General features: G+C 37.0%; 23 protein-coding genes and 3 pseudogenes. 19 read left to right on the plus strand and 7 right to left on the minus strand.

Annotation, left to right across the window (positions count from 1 at the left end; all coding sequences use genetic code 11):
* Positions 1-201: 201 nt before the first annotated feature.
* Positions 202-879 (minus strand): DUF1796 family putative cysteine peptidase, encoded by a 678-nt coding sequence (locus tag ACFWE9_RS18190; protein WP_377358013.1) that lies wholly within the window; start codon positions 877-879, stop codon positions 202-204.
* A gap of 301 nt (positions 880-1,180) precedes the next feature.
* Between ACFWE9_RS18190 and ACFWE9_RS18195 the strand changes: the two genes are divergently transcribed.
* The 4 genes from ACFWE9_RS18195 (at position 1,181) to ACFWE9_RS18210 (ending at position 5,091) form a co-directional block, all read left to right on the plus strand.
* Entirely contained in the window at positions 1,181-1,453 is a 273-nt protein-coding gene (locus ACFWE9_RS18195) for a DUF4190 domain-containing protein (RefSeq protein WP_230159595.1), read from the plus strand.
* Between the two features lie 314 nt (positions 1,454-1,767).
* Positions 1,768-3,297: a multicopper oxidase family protein gene (locus ACFWE9_RS18200; protein WP_230159596.1), complete on the plus strand. Its 1,530-nt coding sequence runs from the start codon at positions 1,768-1,770 to the stop codon at positions 3,295-3,297.
* Positions 3,298-3,678: 381 nt separating this feature from the next.
* Entirely contained in the window at positions 3,679-4,134 is a 456-nt protein-coding gene (locus ACFWE9_RS18205; RefSeq protein ID WP_230159597.1) for a GNAT family N-acetyltransferase, read from the plus strand.
* Positions 4,135-4,317: 183 nt separating this feature from the next.
* Positions 4,318-5,091: a GH25 family lysozyme gene (locus tag ACFWE9_RS18210; protein ID WP_377358016.1), complete on the plus strand. Its 774-nt coding sequence runs from the start codon at positions 4,318-4,320 to the stop codon at positions 5,089-5,091.
* Between the two features lie 47 nt (positions 5,092-5,138).
* On the opposite strand, the gene ACFWE9_RS18215 is transcribed toward ACFWE9_RS18210, so the two are convergent.
* Complete coding sequence (locus ACFWE9_RS18215) at positions 5,139-5,318, minus strand: H-type small acid-soluble spore protein (protein ID WP_230159599.1); 180 nt, start codon at positions 5,316-5,318, stop codon at positions 5,139-5,141.
* A 235-nt stretch (positions 5,319-5,553) separates the two neighbouring features.
* Here ACFWE9_RS18215 and blaOXA point away from each other — a divergent pair, with 235 nt between their 5' ends.
* On the plus strand, positions 5,554-6,348 hold the full coding sequence (gene blaOXA, locus ACFWE9_RS18220) for a class D beta-lactamase (protein ID WP_230159600.1): 795 nt from the start codon (positions 5,554-5,556) through the stop codon (positions 6,346-6,348).
* 300 nt (positions 6,349-6,648) lie between these two features.
* A complete protein-coding gene (locus tag ACFWE9_RS18225; RefSeq protein ID WP_377358018.1) occupies positions 6,649-7,386 on the plus strand; it encodes a TerC family protein in 738 nt (245 codons plus the stop codon).
* A gap of 118 nt (positions 7,387-7,504) precedes the next feature.
* On the opposite strand, the pseudogene ACFWE9_RS18230 reads toward ACFWE9_RS18225, so the two are convergent.
* The 3 genes and pseudogenes from ACFWE9_RS18230 to ACFWE9_RS18240 all read right to left on the minus strand — a co-directional run.
* Positions 7,505-7,753 (minus strand): annotated as a pseudogene (locus tag ACFWE9_RS18230) (IS3 family transposase); the annotation flags it as partial.
* Between the two features lie 13 nt (positions 7,754-7,766).
* Positions 7,767-7,891 (minus strand): annotated as a pseudogene (locus tag ACFWE9_RS18235) (helix-turn-helix domain-containing protein); the annotation flags it as partial.
* 258 nt (positions 7,892-8,149) lie between these two features.
* Positions 8,150-9,568: a sigma-54 interaction domain-containing protein gene (locus ACFWE9_RS18240; protein WP_377358020.1), complete on the minus strand. Its 1,419-nt coding sequence runs from the start codon at positions 9,566-9,568 to the stop codon at positions 8,150-8,152.
* A gap of 319 nt (positions 9,569-9,887) precedes the next feature.
* Between ACFWE9_RS18240 and ACFWE9_RS18245 the strand changes: the two genes are divergently transcribed.
* The 5 genes from ACFWE9_RS18245 (at position 9,888) to ACFWE9_RS18265 (ending at position 16,622) form a co-directional block, all read left to right on the plus strand.
* The gene (locus ACFWE9_RS18245; protein ID WP_377358022.1) at positions 9,888-10,922 is read left to right on the plus strand and encodes an aromatic ring-hydroxylating oxygenase subunit alpha; all 1,035 of its coding nucleotides are present in this window, start codon (positions 9,888-9,890) and stop codon (positions 10,920-10,922) included.
* A 147-nt stretch (positions 10,923-11,069) separates the two neighbouring features.
* Entirely contained in the window at positions 11,070-12,623 is a 1,554-nt protein-coding gene (locus ACFWE9_RS18250; protein WP_377358024.1) for a BCCT family transporter, read from the plus strand.
* 273 nt (positions 12,624-12,896) lie between these two features.
* Positions 12,897-14,000 carry an endospore germination permease gene (locus ACFWE9_RS18255; protein ID WP_230159605.1) on the plus strand — a complete coding sequence of 368 codons (1,104 nt, stop codon included), beginning with the start codon at positions 12,897-12,899 and terminating at the stop codon, positions 13,998-14,000.
* Positions 13,972-15,483, plus strand: a complete 1,512-nt coding sequence (locus tag ACFWE9_RS18260; RefSeq protein WP_377358026.1) for a spore germination protein — start codon at positions 13,972-13,974, stop codon at positions 15,481-15,483. The genes ACFWE9_RS18255 and ACFWE9_RS18260 overlap by 29 nt, the downstream gene beginning before the upstream one ends.
* Positions 15,484-15,488: 5 nt before the next feature.
* On the plus strand, positions 15,489-16,622 hold the full coding sequence (locus ACFWE9_RS18265; protein WP_377358035.1) for a Ger(x)C family spore germination protein: 1,134 nt from the start codon (positions 15,489-15,491) through the stop codon (positions 16,620-16,622).
* Positions 16,623-16,778: 156 nt separating this feature from the next.
* Here the strand turns inward: ACFWE9_RS18265 and ACFWE9_RS18270 are convergent, their stop codons facing one another.
* Positions 16,779-17,918, minus strand: a complete 1,140-nt coding sequence (locus tag ACFWE9_RS18270; protein ID WP_377358028.1) for a LuxR C-terminal-related transcriptional regulator — start codon at positions 17,916-17,918, stop codon at positions 16,779-16,781.
* A 273-nt stretch (positions 17,919-18,191) separates the two neighbouring features.
* Here ACFWE9_RS18270 and ACFWE9_RS18275 point away from each other — a divergent pair, with 273 nt between their 5' ends.
* From ACFWE9_RS18275 to ACFWE9_RS18295, 5 genes are all read left to right on the plus strand, one after another.
* Entirely contained in the window at positions 18,192-18,944 is a 753-nt protein-coding gene (locus ACFWE9_RS18275) for an SDR family NAD(P)-dependent oxidoreductase (protein ID WP_230159608.1), read from the plus strand.
* Positions 18,945-18,996: 52 nt separating this feature from the next.
* Positions 18,997-19,740 carry an SDR family NAD(P)-dependent oxidoreductase gene (locus ACFWE9_RS18280; RefSeq protein WP_377358031.1) on the plus strand — a complete coding sequence of 248 codons (744 nt, stop codon included), beginning with the start codon at positions 18,997-18,999 and terminating at the stop codon, positions 19,738-19,740.
* Positions 19,741-20,187: 447 nt separating this feature from the next.
* Positions 20,188-20,613, plus strand: coding sequence for a DMT family transporter (locus ACFWE9_RS18285; protein WP_377358033.1), 426 nt, complete (start codon positions 20,188-20,190; stop codon positions 20,611-20,613).
* 23 nt (positions 20,614-20,636) lie between these two features.
* A complete protein-coding gene (locus tag ACFWE9_RS18290) occupies positions 20,637-21,326 on the plus strand; it encodes a Crp/Fnr family transcriptional regulator (protein WP_377358036.1) in 690 nt (229 codons plus the stop codon).
* 17 nt (positions 21,327-21,343) lie between these two features.
* Entirely contained in the window at positions 21,344-21,817 is a 474-nt protein-coding gene (locus ACFWE9_RS18295; protein WP_230159611.1) for a DMT family transporter, read from the plus strand.
* A gap of 90 nt (positions 21,818-21,907) precedes the next feature.
* Here the strand turns inward: ACFWE9_RS18295 and ACFWE9_RS18300 are convergent, their stop codons facing one another.
* A complete protein-coding gene (locus ACFWE9_RS18300) occupies positions 21,908-22,678 on the minus strand; it encodes an SDR family NAD(P)-dependent oxidoreductase (RefSeq protein WP_230159612.1) in 771 nt (256 codons plus the stop codon).
* A gap of 88 nt (positions 22,679-22,766) precedes the next feature.
* On the opposite strand from ACFWE9_RS18300, the gene ACFWE9_RS18305 reads away from it, so the two are divergent.
* From ACFWE9_RS18305 to ACFWE9_RS18315, 3 genes and pseudogenes are all read left to right on the plus strand, one after another.
* Positions 22,767-23,126: a MerR family transcriptional regulator gene (locus tag ACFWE9_RS18305; RefSeq protein WP_230159638.1), complete on the plus strand. Its 360-nt coding sequence runs from the start codon at positions 22,767-22,769 to the stop codon at positions 23,124-23,126.
* A 354-nt stretch (positions 23,127-23,480) separates the two neighbouring features.
* Positions 23,481-23,867, plus strand: coding sequence for an SMU1112c/YaeR family gloxylase I-like metalloprotein (gene gloA2, locus ACFWE9_RS18310; RefSeq protein WP_230159613.1), 387 nt, complete (start codon positions 23,481-23,483; stop codon positions 23,865-23,867).
* Positions 23,868-24,135: 268 nt separating this feature from the next.
* Positions 24,136-24,312, plus strand: a pseudogene (locus ACFWE9_RS18315) (EamA family transporter); the annotation flags it as partial.
* Positions 24,313-24,415: the final 103 nt, after the last annotated feature.

The following is a 24,415-nucleotide window of genomic DNA, read 5'->3' on the forward strand; positions in this document are numbered from 1 at the left end:
AAATTAGACTGTAGACAAACGCAATTTTCAAAAAGTTTGTCTAGAGCTTGAACCTCGGACTATTAAAAGGAAACCCATCTAGTTTGCTCCTATCATTCTTCCCTCAGTTAGAAGCTTCCAGAATAATGAAACCAGTAAAGTGAATGAAGTTCATATTGTACAATACCTCTGCCTCCCAAATAAGCAGTTTTCCAATTCTTACTATGTTAAAATTACTCCTTTAAGAACTTCATCCCAAATGGCATGATCATCAGGGTTTTGACGTGGAACCTGTACTAAACAAATCCCATTCAAACCCCAGTTCACTTCTTTTACTCCCTGTAAACCATCAAGGGGCTCCATTATCAGGATATTTATTTTCCCCTTTGTTATTTGAGACAAGATAGATTGTAATTCAATTACTTCATCATCATTCGCCTTTCCCCATTCGTATCTTATGAATAAAATAGATTGACTTTGAGTAATATGCGTAAAAAATCTCTCTATCCGTTGCTTCAATTTTTCTTTATAAGAGGGATATTGAACAATCCAATCTTGATTGGGAATCCTAGGGAAATCATGGACGGAATCTATATGATAATAGCTATCATGAATGAAATGTGCTTTGGCCGGTTCAGTACCTCCCTGCTCAAAGACAGTATTTCCTTCATCAACAAAATGTGCCAGTATCTCTTTTTCAACCATATTTCCTAACTCCATATAGCCCTCAAATCTATTTTTTAACAATTTATTTACATCGGAGAGAAAGGGGGATTGAACCCAATCAAATGGAAAGGAATTCTTTCTCAAATTATGACGTTTTGTGTGTAGTGCAGGGCCACACCAAGAACCTAAACTAGCTACAAGGTCATATGATCCCTGTATTTCTCGTAAATTCATATTATTATTACCCCCACCTAATTTTTCTATATTTTACGCGTGCAAGCCTCCATTCGATTGGATAAGAGAGTAATTATTTGATGAATGTTTTCAAGCAAAAATGGTGAAAGTGGGATTTTTTTAGAATTTCACTAACTTTTCTTCCTAACTGGGCAGGTTAGTTGTTGAACATTAATTGAACACGTATGAAAAGAAATGATTATTTGTGCAGAGATAAAATGAAATAAAGAGGACGGATGTTTAATAATAGATAGTCATTTCGAATACAATCTAGGAGGCGAATCATATAAGGAGGGGAACTATGAAAGGTACTACAAATAGAAAATCTATTTATTCATTAACGCTAGGAATTTTGTCCATCATTATTCCTTATATAGGTTTAGTACTTGGAATGATTGGGCTATTGCTCTCATCAAAAAGTATGAAAGAGATAGAAAAGTCCAAACAACAAGGTAGAAAGCTATCTTCTTCAGGAAAGATTTGTAGTATTGTAGGTATATGTTTGCAGGCTCTTCTGATAGTACTTTTAACGTTGTCAATCAGTGTATATTTTATTACCGATGTTTCACCATAATTTCACAAACGTGTTCTAGAGCCGAAGATCAAGCGAAGGGTTTTGTACTATGAAGAGGTTAGTGGGATAGCTAGTTTAGAATTATTCCTAGTAAATGAAACAGGTTATGGCTCAGCAACTTAAATCAGAAAAAGAAATACCGGTGTTAAGAACAGCCAACAGTAGGGGTGCTGCGGTAATCCTTTTTTTGCAGCTAATAGGGCTGGATACTATTTTTACCTTAAGACTAATTTGAATTGTCATACAAGGCTAGTACTTTTAATAAAATTTAGAAGGAAGATAATGATTAGCAACAGTTAATAAGGAGCGAAAATATGATTCTCTCTAAATTTGTAGATGAACTCCCCATTCCCCCTATTTTAAAACCTCGATGGAAAGATCAGGTTCATACTTATTATGAAGTGAATATGACGGAATTTAAGCAATCACTCCATAGTGAGTTAAATGATACAACTGTATGGGGCTATGAAGGCAGCTATCCTGGACCTACAATTGAGGTAGAGAGCGGAGAGAAAGTGTTTATTAAATGGATCAATAACCTTCCAGAAAAGCATCTTTTTCCGGTAGACTATTCGGTTCATGGTGCCCATTTTGACGTACCGGAAGTTCGAACGGTGGTACACGTACATGGCGCTAGTGTTGAATCGGACAGTGATGGTTACCCGGAGGCTTGGTTTACAAAAGGATTCGAACGAGTAGGACCTTATTTTAAAAAGAAAGTATATCAATATGATAATAACCAAAAATCTGTTACTCAATGGTATCATGACCATACACTTGGGATTACAAGACTCAATGTCTATGCGGGACTGGCAGGTTTTTATCTTATAAGAGATAAAAAGGAACGTGTATTGAATCTGCCCTGCGGTGACTATGAAATTCCTCTTATTATTCAAGACAGGTCCTTTCATAAAAATGGCGCTCTTTTTTATCCAAACCAGCCAGTTAAACCGATCGGGGAATTAGAAACATCGATCGTTCCTGAATTTTTTGGGGACACCATCCTTGTTAATGGAAAAGTATGGCCCTATTTAAAAGTGGAACCACGAAAATACCGATTCAGGTTGTTAAATGGATCTAACAATCGTTTTTATAGGATAAAGCTTGATTCAGGGCAACGCTTTTATCTAATCGGGACGGATAGCGGTTTAATGGAATATCCGATAGGGGTCAAAGAAATCATGCTTGCTCCTGCAGAAAGAGCGGATGTCATCATTGATTTTACTAATCTTGCTGGAAGGAACATTATCGTGACAAATGACGCCCCGGCTCCCTTTCCTGATGGAGATCCCGCTAATGCGGTTGGAGTAGTGATGGAATTCAGAATCACTCTTCCTCTTACAAGTATTGATACCAGTGTTATTCCGGCTAATATGATGCCTCTTCCAAAAATGAATGAACAGTCAGCTTCAAAGATACGATATCTAACATTAAATGATAATATGGATAAGTACGGCCGTGAATTTATGTTATTGGATAATAAACAGTGGGATGCACCCGTAACAGAAAATCCAAAATTAGGATCAACCGAAATATGGTATCTTATAAACTTAACTACAGATACACACCCAATTCACGTTCACTTAATTGATTTCCAGGTGATAGACCGAAGACCTTTCGATGTCGATAAATATAATATGGAAGGGCTCATCCAATACACTGGCCCAGCAATCCCCCCCGAACCAGAAGAACGAGGAGGGAAGGATACAGTAAGAGCCAATCCGAAACAAGTAACGCGGATTATCATGAATTTTGGTCCTTATACAGGCAGATATGTATGGCATTGTCATATCTTGGAGCATGAGGATTATGAAATGATGAGACCGTATTTCGTTATTCCATAAAGATGGGAACTGTTAACTTATATATTCGAAAAAAGAAAACCCCTGAATTTAAATTTTCAGGGGTTTTCTTCTAATGTTTAAGTAAAGCTAGCTAGCTAGCTAGCTGCTTCAACTTACGGAAATGAGAATTGACATGAAAAGCCCCCTTGCCTGATAAAAGTGTCCTGGAATTGCCAAATTATTAAAATCTGGAGGGTTAGAATGATTTGGACAAAGGCACCTGGTAGGGTTCATGGATATGGTGTGTTCCTTCCTTTTTCTTACAGAACTAAAGAGCAGATTAACTCAATAAATAAAAAGTGGTAAAATATGAATTGTGAGTGTGCACATGGAAAATATTTGGGCACCTTTTCCATTATAATGTCGTGGGAGGGTATTTTTATGGAAATTAAAATAGATGATTTAACTGGATCTGAAGTGATTGAATTGGTGAGGGAGCACCTTCATGGTATGACGCTTCATTCCCCGCCGGAAAGTATACATGCATTAAATCTAGAGGAATTGCGGAGACCAGAGATTACATTCTGGAGCGTATGGGATGGAGAGGTATTAGTTGGATGCGGGGCACTTAAAGAACTTGATGGTCAACATGGTGAGATCAAATCGATGCGAACGTCTTCAGCACATCAAAAAAAAGGTGTTGCAAAACAACTCCTTCAATACATAGTTGATGAAGCCAAGCGACGTGGATATCGGCGTTTAAGTTTGGAAACGGGATCAATGGATGCTTTCTTACCGGCAAGAAAACTATATGCAAGTTTCGAATTCCAATATTGTAAGCCGTTTTCCGATTACAAGGAGGACACGAACAGCGTATTTATGACAAAGGAACTATGAGTTCTTTTTCTTCAAGTAAAGTCACATATTATTATAGTATGGCTTGAACGTGGAAAGTAATGTTATTTATAGTAGCGGGAATGTTTTTTTAATGCAATGTTCATCTGAACTATTACACAATCTTATGTTGTAGAAATAATATGTCAGTGAATTTAGGTAGAAAAAGAGGAGGAGAATAATAATATGAAACATTTAAAGGGGATTGATGTTTCGCACTGGCAAGGAAAGATTAATTGGGATAAAGTTGCAAAGGCAGGAGTGCAGTTTGTATTTATTAAAGCAACCGAGGGAACCAGCTATTCTAAGCTATCCTATTTTCAAGAAAATGCTCCTAAAGCTCTGAAAGCCGGATTAAAAGTCGGAGCCTATCACTATGCCAAGTTTGCCACTGTAGAGGAAGCAAAGGCAGAGGCTGCCTATTTTTTAGAGTCTATCCGTTTTGTTGCTTTAAATTTCCCTATTGTTCTTGACCTTGAAGAAAATAAAAAAGAGGCTAAGAAAAAAACACTGACAGATGCTGCAATAGCTTTTTTAGAAGCTATTGAAGAAGCAGGACACACTGCTATGCTTTATACTGGAAAATCATTTCTTGAAAATACTTTAGATGAATCAAGATTATCGAAGTACGCTTTATGGATCGCACGATATAACAGCACGTTGGGACGTCACACAGACATTTGGCAGCATTCAGATTCAGGTCAAGTAAACGGCATCAGCACAAAGGTGGATTTAAATGTAGCTTATCGGGATTTTACAAAAAACGTAAATACCTTTAGGACACCCAATAGCTCCTGTGCATTGAAATCTACATCTGCAAATTATACTGTAAAAAAAGGTGACACACTTAGCTTGATTGCAAAAAAACACAAAACAACCGTAAAATCCCTTGTTAGTCTTAACGGAATTAAAGACCCGGACAAAATTTATATTGGTCAAAAATTATTGGTGAATAAGTAAAAGCCCTTCTCTTAACGAGAGGAGCTTAATTTTAATGGAAGAGTTCCTTAAAATTCTTTAAGTTCATCAATTCCGACTTCAGATCTTTCCTCCAATGGCCCTCTTAAATGTACTGTTGCTGTTTTACCATCTGCATTTAAATTATCAATCCAAACTGAAGATCCATTATATCTTACCTCAATGTCAGATGAAGAAGATAGAATCTGTTTTACACGATTAGCATCCACATAAATCCCTCCCTGATGATTAGTCTAATTATTATTAGGAGAATTATTGAATTTTATTCTTTATAAAAAGTAAGCAAAAAAATTAGATACCAAAGTAAATTTAACTACAGATGTTCATTAACGTTATCCGAGAAGGCAGCTTCTAAATTCACATTCATTATTTTAATTTTAAAAATATTCGGTTAATATGATATAATGGAATGGTTTGTAAATAAATGTATAGAGGTGATTATATATGAAAAAACGTAAGGTTCTGATGCTAATTGGTGCCCTAGTTCTAATTACATGTATGCAACAACCTATTGGAGCTGATGCTACCAAGGATAAGCTAAATATAAAGGAACTAGACGTCGATGAATTTTTTTCAGAACATGAAGGAACCTTCATATTACGTGAAATGAAAAAAGACAAGACTTTTATCTATAATAAAGAACGAGCCGCTCAAAGATTTGCGCCGCAATCGACTTTTAAAGTACCCAATGCACTCATTGGATTACAGGTAGGAGCCGTAGAAGATGAATATGACATTAAATATTGGGATGGAGTGAAACGGGAAATCGAAATTTGGAATCAGGATCATACGCTCGGGTCTGGTTTAAGGAACTCTGTAGTCTGGTACTATCAAGCAATGGCCCGGGATATTGGAGAGGATCGTATGGAGGAGTGGGTTCAAAAAATTTCTTATGGCAACCAAGATATTAGTGGGGGGATTGATCAGTTTTGGTTAAGTAGCTCACTAAAAATTTCTCCTATTGAACAAGCGGATTTTATGGAATCTTTATATAAAGAGAATCTCCCTTTTGATAAAGTTACCATGAAAACCGTTAAACGAATGATGATTCAGACTGAAGGGGACAACTTTACACTTTACGGTAAAACAGGTCAAGGATCAAACCTGGGCTGGTATGTTGGTTTTATTGAAACAAACGATCACGATTATGTTTTTGTAACAAACATTTCCGGTACTTCAGCAGACGCTAAAAGCATCACAATGGCCATTTTAAAGAAATATCACTTAATGGCACAGTGAGGAGAAATCTATACAAAAAATCTTGATTATGTACTTCAACGAACGTGGTTGGTTGCAGGCCTTAATCAAGTTTTTTTTATTAGTCCTAGATGAAAAAATCCCAACGTATCCAAGTGGAACTATGTCTGAATAAGAGAATATATTATAGAGCTAACGGGACTGAAGTGTTGAATAAGGAAGTGGATACAATGGAACAATATTGGAATGAGAAAAAGTTCAAGGGTGACTTATGCCTGTTATGAATGCAAGATGTTCAAGATTATGTTTACTGCTTATGAAGGGATATTTTAGGGGGGCAAAATGGAACTATCTTTGTTATTGGAGTATGGATGGGTTTTAATCATCTTAATTATTTTAGAAGGTTTATTATCTGCTGATAATGCATTGGTTTTAGCCATTATGTCAAAGCATTTACCACAAGAACAGCAAAAAAAAGCGATCAATATTGGATTGCTATTAGCTTTTGTATTTAGGATCGGTGCAATCTTCATCATTTCGTACCTTTTCCACGTTTGGCAAGTTCAAGCAATTGGGGCTGCCTATTTGATTTTCATCTCCATAAAACATTTACTTAAAAAGGACCACGGGGAAGATGGAAAAAAGGGCAAAAGTTATCGTATGACTGTTGCGCAAATTGCATTAGCGGATATAGCGTTTGCCGTTGATTCAATTTTAGCTGCAGTTGCTCTTGTTCTTGCTTTGCCAGATACGCCAATGGGTGATATAGGTGGTATGGACGGAGCTAAATTCATTGTTATTTTAATAGGAGCAATTGCAGGCTTGATTGTCATTCGGTTTGCAGCAGGATACTTCGTTAAGATATTGACGGAGCGACCTAGCCTCGAAACGGCAGCCATGTTAATCGTTGGTTGGGTTGGGGTGAAGTTATTAATGCATACACTTGCACATCCATCCCTGCACATTATCCCTCACGATTTTGTTGAAGGGCCCATTTGGAACATAATCTTTTGGTCAGTCATGCTACTTATTGCTTTAGGTGGATGGTTTTTATCTGGAAAAACAGAAAAAAACGATTAACAAAATGACTAACGTTATCAGATGAAAAAAGATTTGAAATCGTTCATTTAATTCCCTATTTTCCTTAGGGTTAATTTTTGTTAACGTTATGTTTGTTAAATAAGGATTTAAGACGACTTCAAATTTGAAATGAACCCAAAAATTTTAGACACTCGGCAACCTTGAGGGTATGAACCCGGTAATTTACTGGGCTCATGCCTTTTAATTTCACTTTGATCCGTCGGTGATTATAATAAAAGCTATATTCATATAGTTCTTGTTTGTAATGCTCCATGCTGCCGAACTTCTGTAAAGAAAGCAATTCAATTTTTAGTAAGCCTCCTTTTCGGGACATACTTTGAGTAAGACCATGTGTTTTCAGGGCTTGTTAATAAGATCTTCGTTTCTTTTTTCATGAATGGACGACCCTTTTTATTCGTTTCAAGAGCGCCAATTCCGTTCTCCTCCAATTGCTGTAGCCACTTATTAATAGTTTTGAAGGAGAAGCAATGTTAAATACAGCAGCTGAATGGGTACTAAGTACTCCAAAATCGTTCACATCGTTACTATCAATGGATGAGGATACTATGGGCACATAAACCGTTCAGAACGATCAGAGGCAGCACTGCGGAAAAGTAAGAAAGGGCATAGCTCCGTTTATAAATTCAACCCGATAACCAGGTCTGATCGGCTGGGATATTTTCCTGTTTTTTATGACTCCGCGGACGTGTGGATTGTGCCGTAAACAAGCCCACTAATATTTATGATTTACTATTTAATGGAATCAATTATAAAGGTCTAAATCTTTACAGTATTTCCGCACTAACCGTGATGCTTTTGATTGGCTAATCGATAATTGATGAGCGACCTTCCTTGTATTCCTGAATTTTGTATAAGAGGTAACAATCAGGTTTCTTTCAAGTTCTTCTAAAGCTGTATCTAATGTATAATCTTGGATCATTTGACTTGATTTGTCTTGGATTGTGCTGTTTTGTCTAAGTGGTGTTTCTTGACTTGGGGTTTCTTGAGCATTTTTTTGTTGTAGTATTATCGGTAAATCAGATACTTGAATGATAGCATCACTTGTTACAACTAAGCTTTCTATCAAATTCTCTAATTGATGTATATTTCCGGGCCATGGATTGTCATAAAAAATATCGAGGACTTCCTTCGATATAATCCGATTAACTTGATACTTTTTATTGAATACTGAAAGAAAATAGTAAGATAGCGGGATGATATCTTCGTTTCTTTCCCTTAAAGGCGGTATTTGTAAATTAACCACATTAAGTCGATAATATAAATCTTCCCTAAATCGTTTTTTCTGCACCATCTCAAATAAGTCTCGATTGGTTGCGGAAATAATACGAATGTCCACTTTCTTTAGTTCTCTGCCCCCGATAGGAAGAAATTCAAGGTCTTGAATGACCTGTAAAAGCTTAGCCTGAATATTTAACGGGATTTCTCCTATTTCATCCAAAAATACGGTACCGCCGTTTGCCATTTCAAGTAGACCTTTTTTTCCGCCTTTGTTTGCCCCGGTAAAAGACCCATCCGTGTATCCGAAAAGTTCTGATTCTATTAATTGTTCCGGTATAGTAGCACAGTTAATTGATAAGAAAGGCGAGTTCTTTCGTGGTCCTCTATTATGAATGTATTTAGCTAACACTCCTTTCCCTGTACCAGACTCCCCTTGAATCAAAATGGTCGCATCAACCATTGAAACCTTATCACATACCTCCATTACATTGTTCATCTGTTCGTTGTTCGTAATTACGCTTTCTTTATAAGAATTCTTTTCGCTTAGTTCTTCTGGTTCCTGTTCCTCAGGAATGTATAACCCTTTATAGTTTGGTTCTTGTGCTGTTGTAATAATAAGTTCAATTTCCTGATCATCGTTGAGTAAAGGAATAGCTGTTGTAATCATTTCCTTTCCAATATATGAAACTTGTTTTATTGTAACCGGTTTCTTTTCTTTCAAAACAAAGGGTAAAATACTTGGTTTCCAATATCCTTTGGAGAATATTTCATTATTATGTTTTCCAACTATTTCGCTTAACTGCTTTCCATAATGCCTTTCATAAGCTTTATTTGCGTAGATAATGCAGGCATCTTTATTAAGAACATAGATCTCATTAGGTGAATGATCTAAAATTTTTTTCAATATCTCAGTACTCATTTCAATTTTTTCTTCATTATTCATTAAGTTTTGCATGAGTTAGCTCCATTCATTTCCTTTTAAGATGTAAAATGAGTCAATAATAACTAAAGTGAGTCTATTATGGTTAAATTGAGTCAATTATAAACTGTTTTTATACATTAATGAAGGGGGAATTAGTAAATATCAGTAATAATAGGGAGCTTTCGAATTGGCATTATCCTTGCATAAGAGTTAAGTAAAGCATGCTACAGATATAAGGAAATATGGTGCTAATTGGCAGAGGAAGTTTAAAAGTAATACCTGCATCCTTATTCAGAGCAAGTCTTTAATCTTATGTATAATTAAAGGAGGAACTTCCATTATGTCTACAAAAGAAGATATGAAAAAGTTGGAATACACACTACCTTTTAATCAGTATGTGGATCCTGAAGTCATGAAGGAGGAAAGGGAAAATATTTTCTATAAAAACTGGATTATGGTTGGGCATACAAGCCAGGTAGAGAAGGTTGGAGACTTCTTTACATTTGATTTGGTTGGGGAGCCGATTATTGTAACACGGGGCAAGGACGGAGAGTTGCATGCTTTTTATAATATTTGCCCTCACCGTGGTGCGATAGTCGAGCGTACAGAGCAAGGCAATAAAAAAATTCTCCAGTGTATTTATCATGGATGGACATTTCATTTAGATGGTAAGGTGAACAGGACTCCAAATTTCAAAACAAATGATATAGAAAAGCCTAGCTGCATGACTTCTATTCGATTAGAAGTACATCAGTCGATGATATTTGTAAATCTAAATCAGGATGCCCCTGCTTTTGAAACAGATTATCAATCCTTTTTAAATAACATAAAAGACTATACTTTTCTTAGTTCCTTAAAAAAGGTCAGGGAAAACCGTCGAATTGTTCGTGCTAACTGGAAATCAATTATTGACAATTATTTGGAATGTGATCATTGTCAAATTGCACATCCTAGCTTTTCGAAGGCCTTCGATTTAACTAAATATAGTATTATTCCTTGTGATAATTTTTCCTATCAGTGTACAACAGCAAGTGATGAAGATGAAGGTCCTGGTGCACGTTTTTACTGGGTATGGCCCAATACCATGATTAGTATTTACCCGGGTACTGGAAATATGACGACGAGCCATATTATCCCGGTTGATGAAAAAAGTTCATTGGCAATTTATCGTTATTATTTTGCTGATGAAAACTTAACTGTAGAAGAGGAAGATTTAATTAAATTTGTAGATGAGGTGCGAGAAGAAGACTTCGAACTAGTTGAGTTATTACAAAGTGGATTACATTCTAGGGCTTGTGGAAGAGGAGTATATTCTCCGACCGAGCACGGTTTGAAACATTTTCATCAATTAGTCACAAAGTCGATGCAAAGCTAGTCTGTAATCGATAAAAGACCTATATTTGGATAAAAATGAAAGCGCTTTATATGTGTTGGTCATTTGTTAGGTGAATGATATAAAAGCTAGAGCTGAAAGTGTAGTTTTCATACTATCAAAAAGCAATGAAAGAGGGGTTCTTATTTTATGAAACAATCAAATGTTGATAAAGCAATCTTTTGGCCGGCTCTAGCTATTCTTGCTGCTTTGTCAATTCCTGTACTATTAAATCCTAAACAAGGGACTGCCATCCTCGGAGATATTCATCATTTAATTGCCGAGAGCTTGAGTTCATTATATTTATGGGCTGTGGTAGCGGCTTTAGTTTTCTTGATTTGGCTGGCATTTAGTAAATATGGAAAGATAAAATTTGGTGCGTCTGATACCAAGCCGGAATTTTCAACATTTAGCTGGTTAGCTATGTTATTTACGGCCGGAATTGGTGCAAGTATCACATACTGGAGCGCGATTGAATGGGCGTATTATTACACAGCTCCTCCTTTTGGGGCTGAACCAAAAACTGGGGCGGCAGATTGGGCGTCTACCTATGGATTATTTCATTGGGGCTTTAGCGCATGGGTACTATATTGCTTACCTGCTTTGCCAATTGCCTATAACTTATATGTGAGGAAAAATCCGAGTGTAAAATTGAGTTCAGCGTGTGAAGGTGTTCTTAAAAAGGGAGCAAATAGCTGGCTAGGAAAAGCGATTGACGTTTTTTTCATGGTTGGTCTAGTTGGAGGAATAGGGGCTGCTCTAGGCTTGGGACTTCCGATGATTTCTGAAGGTATTTCTGAATTATTTAATATACCACGAAGCTTTATGTTAGATATGACGCTTATTGTGGTCTTGACATTAATCTTCTGTGTTAGCACGTATTTTGGTCTGAAAAAAGGTCTGAAAAGATTAGCTAACATCAATACGTACCTTTTTCTAGCACTTTCTGCATTCGTTCTTTTAGCTGGTCCAACTTTGTTTATAATATCCAGATTTACGGATAGCGTTGGGATATTGTTACAGAATTTCTTTCGTATGAGTTTCTACACCGACTCTGTTGCCAATTCTGGCTTTCCGGAAGCTTGGACAATATTCTACTGGGCTTGGTGGTTTGCTTGTGCTCCTTATATGGGCATATTTGTAGCGAAAATCTCGAAAGGAAGAACGATAAGACAAGTCATTTTTGCTGAATGTATTGGTGGAACAGTAGGGTGTTGGGCGGCGTTTTCTATAATGGGTAATACTGGTCTTTACTTTGAACTTAATAAACTTGTTCCTGTCATTGACATTTTAGAGAAGAAAGGTGGAGAAGCAGCCATTGCTGCCATTTACCAGGGCCTTCCCGGAGGCAGTATTGCCTTGTTTGCCATTATCATTATCACTCTTATTTTTCTTTCTGCTACACTGGACTCTTCATCATTCACATTAGCAAGAGCACCATCAAAAAAGTTGTCATTAGATCAAGAGCCAGCTGGATGGCACAAAATATTTTGGGCTTTGGTTATAGAGCTTGTAGCGTTTTCAATGATGTTCGGTGGAGGACTACATGCTCTTCAATCAGTAGTAGTCATTACCTCCGTTCCACTCATCTTAATAATGGCGATGGCATCGATATCGCTCATTAAATGGATAAAAGAGGATCAGGCAGAAAGCAGTAGCATAGAAAAAACGATCAATGAAGAACCTACAAAACTAACATCTTGATGTATTATTCAAACTGGGAGGATATAGGGAAGGTGCGGATGCTTTAAAGGATAAAAAGAAACAGGCACCAGCTAATGCTGGTGCCTGTTTGGCGTTTGCAGATTTAAAGGAGCCCATTATTCATCGTAAAGCCGATAATAAATGGCGGTTGATTCAGCGGAGCTTATAGACAGGAAGGGTGTTCAATTACCTATCTGTCCATTAAAGAAATGATGTACTGTATGAATAAAAACAAAAATGCCTCCTCATATTAAAAGAGAGGGGATGTGTCACATGATAAAAAGTATATCTACTTTTCAAGCAACAGTGGTGCTGATTCTATCTATTGGACTGATGAACCATGTTATCGTTTTGCCTTCACTGCTTGGTGCATCTGGAAGAGATTCATGGATCAGTACTTTAGTCACCGGGATGCTTTTTCTATTATGGCTTCCCATGGTTTATTGGATCATACATAAAACAAAGCAACAGCATATCATTGGCTGGCTACATACTCACAGTCACCCGCTCGCCGCCTGGTCCATAAAAATCCTTCTTTTCTTATATATTTTATTAAACTTGTATGTCACTTTATTTAGCACATTTTCCTGGGTAAACAGTACTTATATGATTCAAACGCCAGAATATATATTATTTATACCTTTCATCATCCTATGTTTTATTGCTGCCGAGGCTGGAATCAAAACAATAGCCATTGCCGGGGGATTGGTTTTGCCCCTTGTTGTGGCACTTGGATTAATGATAATGACGGCAAATACACAGTTTAAGGATTACTCCATGCTTTTCCCTATTTTTGAAAATGGGATTACACCTGTTTGGGATGGGGTCGTGATACTAGGTGGAGGTTTTACAGAAATATTTTTTCTCGTTTTGATTCAACAGTTTGTAAAGACAGAAATAAAGTTCAGGAGTTTACTTTTTTTAGGTTTATTTCTTTTGTTTATCAGTATGGGACCCATAATAGGCTCCATTACAGAGTTTGGTCCGGTACAGGCTGCTAAAATCAGCAATCCTGCATACGCTCAATGGCGGTTACTTACCATGGGTAAGTATTTGAACCGCCTGGATTTTTTATCAATATACCAATGGCTTTCAGGTGCATTTATCCGTGTATCGTTATCGATATTCCTAATCGGGGAACTGTTTCAAATTAAATCAAAAAAAATAAAAAATATTGTATTGCTTGCTATATCAGTCTCCTTAATCATTGCGCTTTGTATACCAATCGACATGCCAGTATACAGGGATTTTACAGAACGATATTATTTTAAATTGAGTGTGATTAGCATTTTGGTCATAACCTTTTTTATTAACATAGTCATTTTTTTGAAAGAAAGGGTGAAAAAGAATGGAGCCTCTATTGAACAAGGCAAATAAGGGGAGTTCTTCGGAGATCCAACTAAAAACGGAGTATTTCAATGAATTATTCGGAATGAGCTCGGATGTAAAATTCAAAAAGCATACCATTACATCTGAAGGGAAATCAGATCCGCCCCTTATTTGTACTTTGATCTATTCAGAGGTGTTGGTCGATGTCAAAAAATTGTGGGAATCAGTAGCACGGCTTGAAGGTAATGTATTCATACATTCTAAACTGAAGGAAGAAGAGGTTATAGAGGATCCTCAAGACGAATTTAAAGTCAGCAGGGTTTTCCCTTCCTCCACTAAAAAAGAAGATGTGGAGGAAAACGTATTTTCCGGGATGGTCCTGATGCTATTTGAAGAATTGGAATTATTATTTATGTTTTCCCTACCAAGCATCCCAAATCGAAGTCCCGAAGAAACAAGTAGTGAAATTTCCATCCGAGGTCCACGTGATGGATTTATTGAAGATATCTCTGTTAATTTAGGGTTGATCAGAAAAAGATATAAAACCGCATCACTCGAAAATCAAGCATTTACCATTGGGAAAAGAAGCAAGACAAAAATCAATTTATTATATGTGAAGGATGTTGTTAATCCAGAAACCATTGAAAAGGTAAAGAGGAAAATCACTTCAATAAACACAGATGTCTTGTTGGGAACCACTGAACTTGAAGAATTTTTATCAGGCAGTAAGTTCAACCTGATCCCGTTTTTTGATTACACGGGAAGGCCGGATTATGCTGTAGCCAGTTTAAATAATGGGCGCTTTGCCATTTTAGTGGATGGGTCACCAACTGCCTTAATTGGACCAGGTAATATTACATTATTGTTAAAAGCCGCGGAAGATCGTCATACTCCATCTTACTATACAAATTTCGAATATTTCTTTCGCATTATCGGACTAGTGATATCAATATTTCTACCAGGTTTTTATATAGCACTAATATCATTTCAATTAGATCAGCTCCCCTTCCCATTTTTGGCGACGATAACCGTATCTAGATTTGGGTTGCCTATATCACCTCAACAAGAGGCCTTCTTGATTTTGGGTTTATTTGAGTTGTTTCGAGAGGCAGGGATTACACTCCCCAAAGCAATCGGTCAATCACTGGCCGTTGTGGGTGGCTTAATTATAGGGGATGCGGCAATTAGAGGAGGGATTACATCCCCGACGATGTTGGTGGTGGCAGGTACCACTGCGGTAGCCACCTATACATTAATCAATCAATCTTTAGGTGGAATTGTAAGCATGGCCAGGTTTTTTGTATTATTTCTCTCTTCTGTTTTAGGTTTATTCGGATTCTTTCTCGGTGTTTTCTCTATTGTCCTTTATTTATCAAGGCTGCAGATTTATGGTTTACCCTACTTAGCGCCTATATCACCACTATCCTTGAAAGATCTTCTAGGGGGCGGTGTCTTTGTGAAGCCATATCTCTTTAGAAAGAAACGAGCCGAAATGCTGAAAACTAAGGACAGAACAAAAGGAAATCGCTAATGAAAATGATCCTTAGATTTATACTATTCGTAATGAGCCTTGCTCTTTTAAGTGGCTGCTGGGATGCTAAGGATATTCAAGATATTCAATATATAAGTGCAATGGGAATAGATTATCAAAATGGGCAGTATGTCATTTATGTGCAGGTGACGTCTTTTGCAGGTGTGGCTAAACAAGAAGGCTTGGAACCAAAACCAACTCCTGTTTGGGTCGCCAAAGGGCAAGGGAAAACAATGAATGAGGCCATGAATGACATTTATAAAAGGTCAAACCAGTATATTTATTGGGCTCATGTTAAATTGATCATTTTCTCTGAAAGCTTACTAAAACAGGGATTAGTCAACGTAAACGATCCCATTTTAAGATTTCAGCAAATTAGGGAAACAACTTGGTTATATGGAACCGATGATTCCTTAGAAAAGATCCTCTTTGTCAATAGTTTATTCGGCTCTTCAGTGCAAACAAGCATTTTCAATCCGGATGATATTTATAAATTAAGATCCTTTGTCGAACCCATCCGGATCCAAAGATTTTATACGCAAAATTATGAAACAGGAATGACAATAAAACTACCGAAGGTTTCGTTGAAAAATGAGGTGTGGAAAGCAAAAGAAAAAACACAGAACACCGTAAAACTATCAGGGGCCTATTTTATTAAAAACAATCAACTAAAGGGGGAGGTAGCAAATAAACATCTCGGGGGGATGAGATGGTTAACAAAATCAACGGTAAGGTCCCCAATTGGAATAAAAATCAATAAAAACAAAAATGTTCAAATATCTCTAATGAGGCCAAAATTCAATATAAAGCCAATCTATGTAAATAATAATGTCGAATTCGATATGTCAATTGAAGTAGAAGGTGCCGTAATGGATATGGAAGAAAACATCTCCTTACCCCACCTTAAAGAAAAAATACAGAGGGCATTAGAGAAAGAAATTAGGGATACTTACAAATATGCTCTTGAAAAAAATATAGACATCTATAATTTAGAAGGAGTGATCTACAGGAAGGATTTGAAAAAATGGAAAGAAGTTTCTAAAGAGGATTTTAGCCTAAATGAAGAATCCATTCGTAATATTCAGGTGGATGTTACTATCAAAAAAACAGGAGATTATAAATATGAGTACATGAATTGATACCTTCAGAAGTGGATCGTAGGCTGCCATGACAGAATCTTTCTTCAAAGCCGTTTCCAATGATTATGATATGGCAGCTACTGTAAATGATATATTCAACAACTAACTATGTAAGGATTTATTTTGACTTACATAACGATTAAAGGAATCTCGATTTTACTTTAATAGACCTAGGCGAAATCCATAGACTACGACTTGTGTACGGTTCTTGGCTTTAAACTTTGTCATTAAACTGCTTACATAATCCCTTATAGTATGCTCGCTTAATTGCAATAATTCGGCCATCTTTTTATTGTTATACCCCTCCGCCAGCAAATTTAAAATCATGGATTCCCGTTCCGTCAATTGTAGATCGGTATCTATGGAAACCTTATCATCCTTTCTTGATAAATATAAACCTAACCGTTTTCCGACCTGTTCAAGTAGAGTCAGTTCATCTTTTGAATAATCGAATTCCTCTCCTAATTGATCAAAGGTCAGCCAGCCGAAAACTTGCTGGTCATGAACAATCGGCACAAATATGACAGATGAAAGATTAAACAATGTTATATGTTCCTTTTTAATATAATGATTGGGATTCTTTAAAAATACAGGCTTTTTTGAATTGAAAACAAAGGATTGCTTCAAGCTGAGTTGTCCCCTCATGCTTTGAACCTTAGGCAGCTCCAATCCAATGGTGCCGTAAAATTGATAGGACCAAGGAATATAAGCATAGAAAACACATCTTTTATAGTGAAAGAACTCTTCACATTTTTTTAGGATATGAGCAAAATCCTTAATACCTGATGAGTTAATTAGAAGCTCATCTAATTGGTCTAATAGTTGCAGTCTTTTAAGTTCAGCATTTTCTTCGTGGGTTTTTGAAAGTTGCATTGGTTCGACATCCATCCATTTGTTATAGCTATGGATGAGATGAGAGAAAATGGATAATAAGAACATGAGAATGGAAATGGTATGTGCATGTTTCAGGTGGGCCATTAAGGTAACAATGGACTTTTCAAAGATTAATCGGAACATGCTAAAATGGTTCTCATCTAAAATGGGCAACTGTGATTGAAGCCAAGTTTCCAGATACTTATCGTATGTTTCATTTATGTCTTCGATGTTTGGAGCGGATAAAAATAGTAGAAATGATTCCAGCAATGTTTGTATCAACTTACGTTCCTTTTCTAATATAAGGGGCTCTAGATTCAAATAAATATTGATATTTTCTTCAATCTGTTTGTTATGACTTTTTATGAATAAGATGAATTGCTGAAACGATAGCTCTTCATAAGCATGAGAGGGCTGGGTCATAAGAGTCTCTTCTCCTTAAACAAAATACCCCTATATAAGGGGGATACTTACCCTATTATTATACAGCATAATATAGGATAGTATTTCAAATTGCGAGGAGTAAAATAAAGGCATAGACAGACAATGAAGCTTTTTTAGCGGCATTCCATTTAAAGGGATGGACAATTGTTAAAGTCAGCTTTATTTGCTTGTATAGGAATACTTGTCTAGTGACAACCTCTAAGGTTGAGGATTTCAGTATCAGAAAATAAGTAAAGGGGATCTGGTGAAATCATGAGACTTGAAAACAAAGTGGCAATCATTACTGGCGGGGGTACAGGGATTGGAAAAGAAACAGCTTTACTTTTTGCGAAAGAAGGAGCAAAGATCGTCATTACTGACATAAACCAAGAATCCGGTGATCAAGCTGTGAAAGACATTCAGGCAATGGGAGGAGAGGCCTTATACATCCGTCATGATGTCAGCAAAGAAGAAGATTGGAAAAAGGTTGCGAAGGAAACCATCGGTACTTTCAAGAAAGTGGATGTTTTATTCAACAATGCGGGTATATATATCATTAAACCAGTTGCAGAGATTGAACTGGAGGAATGGAATCGTCTCATGTCGATTAATGTGACAGGCGTATTCCTGGGAATGAAACATATCATGCCACTGATGGCGGAACAAAATAAAGGTTCAGTCATTAACGCATCATCCATTGCAGGCTTGATTGGCGCTCCAGGCCATGTTCTATACGGTGCAAGCAAGGGAGCGGTCAGGGTTATGACAAAAGATGCTGCCATCGAGTATGCTCCAAAAGGAGTACGTGTAAACTCGATTCATCCAGGATACATCGATACTGGAATGGCAGACTATGCATCCGAACAAACGGGTAGTACAAAAGATGAATTGGGTAAAGAATTCCCGTTGGGACATCTGGGCAGCGTCAAAAATGTAGCGAATACGGTACTTTTCATCGCCTCGGACGAATCTTCCTATACGACGGGTGCCGAATTTGTGATAGATGGCGGAGCAACTGCTCGCTAAAATGCCTACCATTCCAGTGGATATAAGAAACTAAACTAAGGAGTGTTTATATATGAGATTAGAAAATAAAGTGGCGATCGTAACAGGGGGAGCAAGTGGGATTGGAGCCAGTACGGCTCAATTATTTGCAGAAGAAGGAGCTAAGGTCGTCATTGCGGATTATGCCGATCATGGACAAGCGGTATCAGAAGAGTTAAATGGAAAAGGATATGATACTCTTTTTGTTAAAACTGACGTGACAAATGAAAATGACGTAAAGAATATGATCGAAGAAACCGTTAACAAATATGGAAAACTGGATATCATGTTCGCAAACGCAGGGATTGCCAGGGACGGAAACATCCATGAGTTAAGCTATGAACAATGGCAAAAAACAATCGATATTAATTTATCCGGTGTCTTCCTTTCCGATAAATATGCGATAGAGCAAATGCAAAAACAAGCCACAGGCGGCGCCATTGTCAATACAGGCTCCATCCATAGCCATGCAGGGAAACCGGGGGTAACAGCCTATTCTGCTGCGAAAGGCGGGGTCAAACTATTAACACAAACATTAGGTTCGACTTATGCGAAAGATGGCATTCGTGTCAATGCCGTTTGCCCTGGATATATTGATACACCACTTATTGCGGAAGCACAAGGTGAGATCAGACAAGGTTTGATCGATTTACATCCAATCGGCCGTTTGGGCAGAGCGGAAGAAGTGGCTAAAGCTGTTCTCTTCCTTGCAAGTGATGATGCTTCATTTGTTACTGGTACAAGCCTTATTGTAGACGGCGGTTATACGGCAGTATAAAGCGTTTAGATTCCATGCCATGAATGAATCGCTCGCTTTTTCGATCACAACAACCTCGTTGGATATACTAATATTTGAGTTCTTTTGTGGAAGAGTGGTGTTACGCCACTCCTCTAACGGAAGAGCTTTTTTTATGAGAAAAAATCTCCAGGAATGCTAACGGATTTCCCACGAATAAGATGAAACGATAAGAGCCATTTGTGTCTTGTTAATTAAGTCAGGAATCGTTTCGAGAACTTGTTTGAAATATGATGGATTAGCAGTAAATTTATCAGATGTAACAAATCATGTATTCAAGAGGGGGTCATTTGGATATTGTATACAAATAATGGTATAAAATATTTTCCATAAATAAAGATAAAATGACCATAAGGGACATATGTCCTTTCTCTAACTCGACTTCTATACTTTAATTAGTATAAGAAATCGGAGAGAGAAGGGGTAAGGATGAAAGGTATCATATATTCCATAATTGCAGGTATGTTTATTTCGTTGCAAGGAGTGTTTAATTCAAGAATGAGTGAGGAGCTTAGTGCCTGGCACACTACCGCGATTGTACATCTAGTCGGCTTTATATTTTCCATCATACTTTATGCATTTGTCAGGGATGGAAGGGCCGAAGGTTTTCGCGAGGTTCCGGTTCTATATTTGCTTGGAGGAATGCTCGGCGTCGTGATTGTGTTTGGAGAAATGATAGCGATAAATTTGTTAGGCATGTCGTTAGCAATTGCAACGATTTTAATTGCTCAGCTTCTATGTGCCTTCATTATAGATGCAAAGGGTCTTTTCGATATGATTAAGCGAAAGGTCACGATCCAAGAGGTAATCGGAATGGCTATGATGTTAACGGGAGTAGTCCTATTTAAATCGTAAGAAGGTGATGGATTTTGAAAAAAGTGAATAATAGTCCCAGTCTATTCGAATATCTAGATCAATTTAAGCTGAATAAGATTTTTTCAGAGGGATTAAAGGAGAAATTATCTCTTTATCAATTCCAAAATGGAGAAATATTATGTTCCAAGGGTGATGAGATTCATAAAATGTATTTTCTTGTAAAAGGAAAGGTGAAGATTTATACAACTTCACCCGAAGGAAAGGCGTTAATTGTTCGGTTTAAAACGCCCTTGGCCCTTATTGGAGATGTGGAATATATTAAGGGAATGCACGTGCTTCATTCAGTTCAGGCAGTCAGTGAAGGTTATGTAATCAGCGTTCATTATGATGACGTAAGATCGATTGAAAATAACCGAGTTGAGTTTCTGCATTTTTTGTTACAGGTTGTTACACAAAAGTTTTACACGGAATCCCATGCCACAAGCTTGAACAGGCTCTACCCTGTCGAGATACGTCTTGCAAGCTATCTGTTGTCACTTTCATCAGAAAAATGTGGCTCTATCTTTCATGAAGAAATGAGCACATCGAATCTGACTGAAATAGCAGATCTCATAGGAACAAGTTATCGGCACTTAAATCGTGTCATCCATAAATTATGTGAAGAAGGCATCATACAACGAAAAAAAGGCTCTCTTTATATTAAAGATTTATCTCGGTTGCGGGAACGGGCAGAAGGTAACATATATGAATGAGCTAGGAGGTTACATGTATGCAGGGAATTCTGTTTGGCGTGATGGCTGGTGTCTTCATCAGCCTGCAAACGGTCTTTAACACTAGAGTAAGTGAGAAGGTAGGATCTTTAGCTACAACGACAATTGTTCTTGGGCTTGGATTCATCTCGTCGCTCTCCATTTTTATGATCATGGAAGATACGAACTTGTTAGCGATTGGGAGCATAAACAAGCTGTATCTATTAAGCGGAGTTCTGGGAGTCATGCTCGTTTATTGCATTATGCAGGCAATCCGGCTCTTAGGACCGGCATATGCCATCTCGATCGTATTAGTTGCGCAACTTACTATGGCTGTTCTAATCGACACTTTTGGTTGGTTCGGATTTGAGAGGGCTCCTTTTACGCTAAATAAATTGATCGGGATCGGAATAATGATAGCGGGAATCATCATGTTTAAGTTGAAAAAGAACATGGGCCCTCAAGCGAATAAGGAGAATGGATTTTCTGAATAAGCCCGGGTACACTTAACCGCATAAAAAGAATATCCCCCTAATCAGACGTAAAGAGTCGATTAGGGGGATGGAAATCCGCATTTTCATGTTTTATGAATTAGTATTCGTTGTTCTGGTAGCATATTGAAAAATAGGATCTTTAAGTTCAAATTCATAGGTTATGCCATTTACAATTCCAACAACTTTTTCACTTTCATATAGTTTAATTAAAAAATCTGCCATTTCCTTTGCCGTATGGTATTTCGGCAAAGTGGCATCATAATGAAATTCTTCAACATCAAAGGAACGTTTGGCAAATTCTGTTTCAGTTGCAGCTGGAGCCAAGACCTTTGCTTGCATTTTAGCACCTTGGCTTTTTAGCTCATGAGCAAGACCTTCTGTAAAGGCGCTGACATAAAATTTAGTCGCACAATAAGTTATGGCATCTGCAACAAGTGTATACCCTCCGCCAGACGAGATATTGATCAGTTGTGTGCCAACTACATTTGAATAGTCCCGAACATATAGAGAAGACAATAATGTTAACGCCTCAGTGTTCAAGCGGAGCATTTTCTCGATTTTCGGCAAACTTTGCTCCCCTACTTTATCGAAATTACCAAAGCCTGCATTGTTGATCCACGTTTCAATCTGGAAGCCTTTAAGGTTTTCATATAGTCCGTAAACATTCTCGGTAACCGATAAATCGGTAGCATGAACGATTATATCAAGTTCTTGGTTCATTTTTTCTATTATTGTTTTTAATTCGTTTAAATGTTGTTCTCTCCTGGCAACGAGAATTAAATTTTTTCCGAGTGATGCAAATGCTAAAGCCGTTTCATACCCTATTCCGGAACTTGCTCCAGTGATAACTGTATATTTCATGTAAATACCTCCAATGATTTGTGTTAGGATGTTATTATAAAGGTTAGAGTTCACTCTAAGTCAACTAGAATTTTAGGGGGTGTTTTTTATATACACGATTAGTGAAGTAGGACAGAAACTTGGGATAAGTGCACATGCCTTACGTTATTATGAAAAGGAAGAAATCATAATGCCAGAACGTAATTCACACGGAGTTAGGCTTTATAATGATTCACATGTTAAATGGTTGGAATTCGTAAAAAGACTGAGAGAAACTCAAATGCCCATAGAGCAAATTAAAAAATATGCTCAGCTTTTCAAAGAAGGGGACCAAACTTCGAAAGAACGCTTGAACCTATTAGAGAACCACCACCGTTCGATTCAAATTCAAATTGAAACACTTAAATACACCGAAGAAATGCTAGATAAGAAAATCGCCGCATATAGACAACACCTATCAACTATCTGACATGACTATGTAGTAGGAAATGGCGATGCAACTATGAAAGCATTATTTTAGCTAGACGACTAATTCATTTAAAGAGGGATAGGGTCTCCATATTCATGGTTGACAAAGATGCCCATTAAGAGAATGAATACCTTGGAAAACCTAGAACTTATATGATTAGGGGTACGTTATTTTCTTAGATATAGGCAATCATTGAGTTCCGATTGAATATCGAATTTGATGGTTGCCTATTCTTTTGGCAATCCGGCGAATTATTCGACCTAATTGGTGATAGTTCGAACTTTAAATCTATAATATAATATATGACTTTGGTAGAATTGTATTTAAAACTAACCTGTCCAGAGGAGGAAGCAAATGAAGGTAAAAAAAATACATCATGTAGCTATAATTTGTTCCGATTATGAAAAATCAAAAAACTTCTATGTAAACATTTTAGGATGTGATATTAAGCAGGAAACATATCGGGCAGAAAGGAAGTCCTATAAATTAGATTTAATGGTGGGAGGGGTATATCAGCTGGAATTGTTTTCATTTCCGGATAGTCCCTTTAGAAAAAGTTATCCAGAAGCAAGAGGGCTTAGACATCTTGCTTTTGAAGTGGATGATATTCATCAAGCTATTGAAGAGTTAGAAAGAGAAAATATTCTAGTCGAACCTATCCGTGTTGATGATATAACAGGAAAAAGGTTTGCATTTTTTTGCGATCCGGATGATTTACCTCTTGAAATATATGAAAGGTAGGAATTACAAGCTTAGCTAGGTTGATGAGAGAGCTTTAAGGCATAAGCTTGTTAGGAGAGGTAAAACTTCAAGAATTGAAGTTGATTACATAAATGAATACGATGATTTAAAGAGGTTAATTATGCCAATTAAACTATGAAGATTCCCTATGATATGTCGATACTATTAAATTTATCTCCACTTGTATTCCATATTTCGATTAAAGCTGAAATAATCGCCAGCTATAATATCGGTAGATCGGTTATTTAAATATGTCAGGAGGTAAAAAATGAATGTGTACAAATTTACACTGTTGATACTTTTAACGACATTTTTAATGGGTTCTTCTTTTGCAGTAGTTAAAATTGGTCTATCTTATTCATCCCCATTATTATTAGCCGCATTACGCTTCACACTTGCTGGATTGATAATGGCGATGATCGTAATCTTTTTAAAAAGACCGCATTCATATTTAAAGTGATTTCTAAAAAGTTAGAAATCCACCAAGGCTATAGAATTAGGGTATAAAGCAATTTTTAAAAGAATCTTATTGAATTCGTCAAAAACTC

The sequence above is a fragment of the Peribacillus sp. NPDC060253 genome (genome assembly GCF_042727425.1).
Classification (GTDB): domain Bacteria; phylum Bacillota; class Bacilli; order Bacillales; family DSM-1321; genus Peribacillus.